Source organism: Mesorhizobium sp. M1A.F.Ca.ET.072.01.1.1 (genome assembly GCF_004023325.1).
In the GTDB taxonomy this organism is placed as follows: Bacteria; Pseudomonadota; Alphaproteobacteria; order Rhizobiales; family Rhizobiaceae; genus Mesorhizobium.
Genome location: NZ_RZSF01000449.1, coordinates 1 through 4236, shown reverse-complemented (window position 1 = coordinate 4236; position 4236 = coordinate 1). Strand labels below are relative to the sequence as shown.

Below are 4236 nucleotides of genomic sequence, written 5' to 3'. Positions count from 1 at the left end.
CTGATGGCGGCAATGCCAATTCGGATGGCGGCAACGCCAATTCGAACGGCGGCGACTCCGAATCGTACGGCGGTGACGCCCTCGGCGCAGGCTGGGGCGCTGGTACGGGCTCGGGCTCGGGCTCCGGCACCGGCGGTGCCGGCGGCACGGGCGGTGCTGGCACGGGCGGTGACGGATCCAGCGGTGACGGAACCGGCGGCGCGGCCACCAGTGGCGACGCTTACGGCGGCGACAGCCTCGGCGGCTTCGCAGCGGCCTTTGGTGGTGACGGTGGCCATGCGCTGAGCGGCGCCTGGGCTGACGGTACCGGCGGCGACGCCACGGGTGGATACACCGCTTCCGGCTACGGTGGTGCCGGCGGCGCTGGCGGCCAAGCCTTCAACGGTGACGGCGGCACCGGCGGCGACGCTGGGATGTGGGGCTCGCAGAATGGCGATGACGGCTACGTGACCGGCACGAGCCACTCTTCGGCCGACGGCCTGATCGACGTCAGCGCCTTCAATCAGCAGATAGTGATGGGCGCCAACCTTCAGGAAAACCTGGTCGACCAGACCGTGGTTGGCGGCGACTACCACAACACGCTGACTGGCGAGGACGCCGGCGACCATACCGGTACCTGATCGATGTCACACGACTGATTTCGTCACGAAATCAGACAGCTTGGGACTGCGCGGAGTTTCCGCGCAGTCCTTCCATCCGGGAGACATGCCGCCCCGACCGAGCGCGAATGATCTCAAGATACGGAGGCTACCGTGTACACGATGCAGCTGGACAAGATGACCGAGGTCATCTCGCATTTCATCGGCATGTTCGAGATCTCGGTCGAGGAGGCACGGCAGCTAAAGACCTACGACGAGTTCAAAATTGCTGCGGCCACCAAGGAAGAAACTCCCGACCTTCCAAACACGAATGTCAACGTCAAGGCGCCTTATACCCTCGACGACTTCGATCCACACGTTCCGTATATGGGGGTCAAGCCGGACCTGGTGCTGAACACGGTCAGTTCGAGCTTCTGGTACACGCCGCCCGAAATCGTTCAGCACGGCCATCTGAGCCCCGGCCATCATCACTTCCATCTGCCGCATCTGCCGGCTTTCGGTGGCGGCATGGTCCTGCCAAACATCGAACCTCCAGGCGCGATCGCAGCCTACATCAACCAGGAAATCCGCCTGTCCGACAACGACTATGTCGGCGCCGGCGGACATGGGCTGATCTTCACGCCCGCGGCGGTCGACGACAGCAGCCATCTGGCCTCGCTGATGAACGCGGCGGCGGACGTGTCGCCGATCGACGATGTGACGTTGCTGGGCACTCCCGACGACATGGCGGCCGCGGTGGTGACCATGGGCGAACGCATCGCGGCCTACATCGAGGACCCGAGCGGCGAAGCGAACGTCTTCGTCCTGCACCCAGACGCGACTTCAGGCCCGATCTTGGGAACCTATGTCAACGGCCAGCTGGTCGACGATGCCGACGCGCCGAAGGCGGAGGACCACATCAATCTCCTCAAGGAACAGCACCAGGATGACGAGGTTGCCAGCGCTGGACCCGACAAGGACGACTACAACACGCCGCCGGATTCCTCCGACTTCATGTCGGGCTGGGGCAATGGCCTGCTCAGCCCATGCGTTGAATTGGACACCGGCACCAACACGCTGATCAATTCGGCCGTGCTGACCAACAACTGGACGACGACATCGGTCGTCGCCACTGTCGGCAACAGCTATGAAATCAATGCCATCATCCAGATCAACGCACGCTGCGACACGGATATCGTAAGCTCCTCCCTGAATGGGTGGAAGCTGGGCAACGCCCCCGACGAGGCCTTCAACATCGCCGCGTTCAAGCACATCGACCCGTCGGCCGGCAGCGTGGCGCCAACCGCAGCGGACGGTTTCCCCGCCGCCTGGGTGGTGACGCAGGTCACCGGCGACCTCATCATCACGAACTGGATCCAGCAGTACTGCTTCATGGCCGACAACGACACCACGGTTATGTCCTCGTCGGGTGTGAGGACCAGCGTGAGCACCGGCGACAACACGGCGATCAACGACGTGTCGCTGAACGAGCTCGGTCACTACTACGACCTGATCATCATCGGCGGAAACATCTACGACGCCAACATCATCCAGCAGATGAATTTCCTGATCGACAACGATCTCATCGGCGCGGTCGATGGTTTCCAGACTTCCGGAGAAGGCTCCTACTCGACCGCCGGCAACCTGCTCTGGAACGATGCGACGATCATCAATGTCGGCGGCCAGAACCACTATGAGGCCTTGCCGACGTCCTATCTTCAAGCGGCCCAGGACTTCGCGGCCGGCAAGGACGCCGGCCCTGGCGACATACTGAACGACCCAGCCTTCGCCGGTATCGGCGCCTTGCGGGTTCTCTACATCTCCGGCGACCTGCTCAACGTGCAGTATGTGTCGCAGACGAACGTGCTGGGCGACAGCGATCAGGTTGCCTTGGCGATGAACCAGTTCGTCGCCCATCCCGAGGCGGAATGGACTGTCACCACCGGCGGTAATCAGGTGGCGAACTTCGCGGGGATCATCGACGTCGACGGAACCGAAAAGACCTATGTCGGCGGCGAGCACTATTCGCAGGAGATCCTGATCCAGGCCGACATCATCTCGAGCGATCCTGAACTCGGCGGACAGAATCCGGACGCGCTGGTCAACGAAGCGATCGCGTTCCTGGCCGACGATGCGGGCGCCGACGACACGCAGATGGACCATTTGATAGTCCCGACGCCGGATCATGTTCAGGCGGACGGCGTGCAAACAATATTGGGCTGATCCGGGAACCGGGGGATACAATGACCGATGATCGCGACCTGCCTTGGGACACGTTTGCCGAAGACCTAGAGGCGGCGATGCAGGAGGACGACCAGGGATCGTCGAGTTCCGCGGTGCCTCGCAAGACGCTTTCGAACGCCCTGCGGCAGCACGAGCAGGCGATCGACCGGACCATCAAGACAATCGACAATGCCGTCGGCCAGTTTTACGATGCAGTCCCCCATCGCGAGGTAAAGGCCGGTCAGGACCGACCTTTGCCGCAGGTCGACGGCCGGAGCGCAGTAACCAGTCAGCCGAAACCAGAGCAGGCCACAGCGCCCCTGCCTGCGCACCAGCCAGCGAGAACCCCTGCATCGACCAGCCCGGCTGGGCAGGCGGACGGGGGCGGCGTGGTCAGGCAAATCGTCACGCCTCCCACAACGACGAATCCACAGGTCAGCGAAGCGAAGGCGGCCGCGGCCGGCCCCATCAAAATCGCACCCGCCTTGCAGGAGGGGCGACCCGAGGAAAGAGCAAATCCAGTTCTGCAAACGACAGGCGGGCCACCGAACCTCACCAACGAGATGCGCGCCAATGCGGGGCATCCTCCGGCTTCTTCCGCAGCGCCCAAACCCGTAGCCACCGTTGACATACCGAACTTCATGGCGCAGCGCCAACTGTGCAAGCCGGAGCCAGCTCCGCAGCCAAGCCAAAGTTCCATCCTCGGCACCACACGGGCGCGTTCGGCTGTCGCACCTGAGCCGCTGCCGCCAACGCCAACATTCCAGACGCGACCGGCCGAGTGGCAGGGGCCAGCTTTGACGGCCAAGAAACCTGTTGCTCCGCCTTCAGCCGCCGTTGCAAAAGGTGAGCCGGTGGCCACCGAGCCTCCCGCGACGACAGCGCCGACGATCGACAAACTGAATGTCCCGGCGGACGCGGCGTCGCCGAGGCCACAGCCTGTGCCCCAACGGCCAGCCGAACCCACGCCCAAGCCGATGCCAGCGGCCGAAAGGCAGAATATCCAGGCCAATGCAGCGCCGCCGAGGCCACAGCCAGCGGCCCAACGGCCGGCCGAACCCACGCTCAAGCCAATGCCAGCGGCCGAAAGGCAGAATATCCAGGCCAATGCAGCGCCGCCGAGGCCACAGCCAGCGGCCCAACGGCCGGCCGAACCGCAGGCCAAGGTCGCGCCCGACGAACCAGCCAAGCCGTCGGTAACCGAGATGAAAGACGCGGCAAAGTCGCCCGGCATGATCACCATCGACGGCGACACTGGTCCCATCAAGACGCAGCAAGGCGGATCTCCCCCAGGAGGTGTGGACGACAAGGGCCGGCGCGGCGGTGGCGGCGGCGGGAGTGGCGGCGCTTTCCACAAGCGCCTCGGCCCGGGCGATTTCGGCGCTTCGCTCAGGGCCGGATTGAGCGCGGTCAGGAAAAACCTGCTGATCGTCAT

Annotated in this window: 2 protein-coding genes and 1 pseudogene; all 3 read left to right on the top strand. The window is 64.0% G+C overall.

Annotated elements, in window-relative coordinates:
• Positions 1–620, top strand: a pseudogene (locus EOA32_RS33950) (hypothetical protein); the annotation flags it as partial.
• Between the two features lie 132 nt (positions 621–752).
• A complete protein-coding gene (locus EOA32_RS33945; RefSeq protein WP_128374047.1) occupies positions 753–2801 on the top strand; it encodes a type I secretion protein in 2049 nt (682 codons plus the stop codon).
• Between the two features lie 1205 nt (positions 2802–4006).
• Positions 4007–4236, top strand: a 230-nt coding sequence (locus tag EOA32_RS33940; protein WP_189407606.1) for a hypothetical protein, incomplete at its 3' end; no start/stop codon positions are given.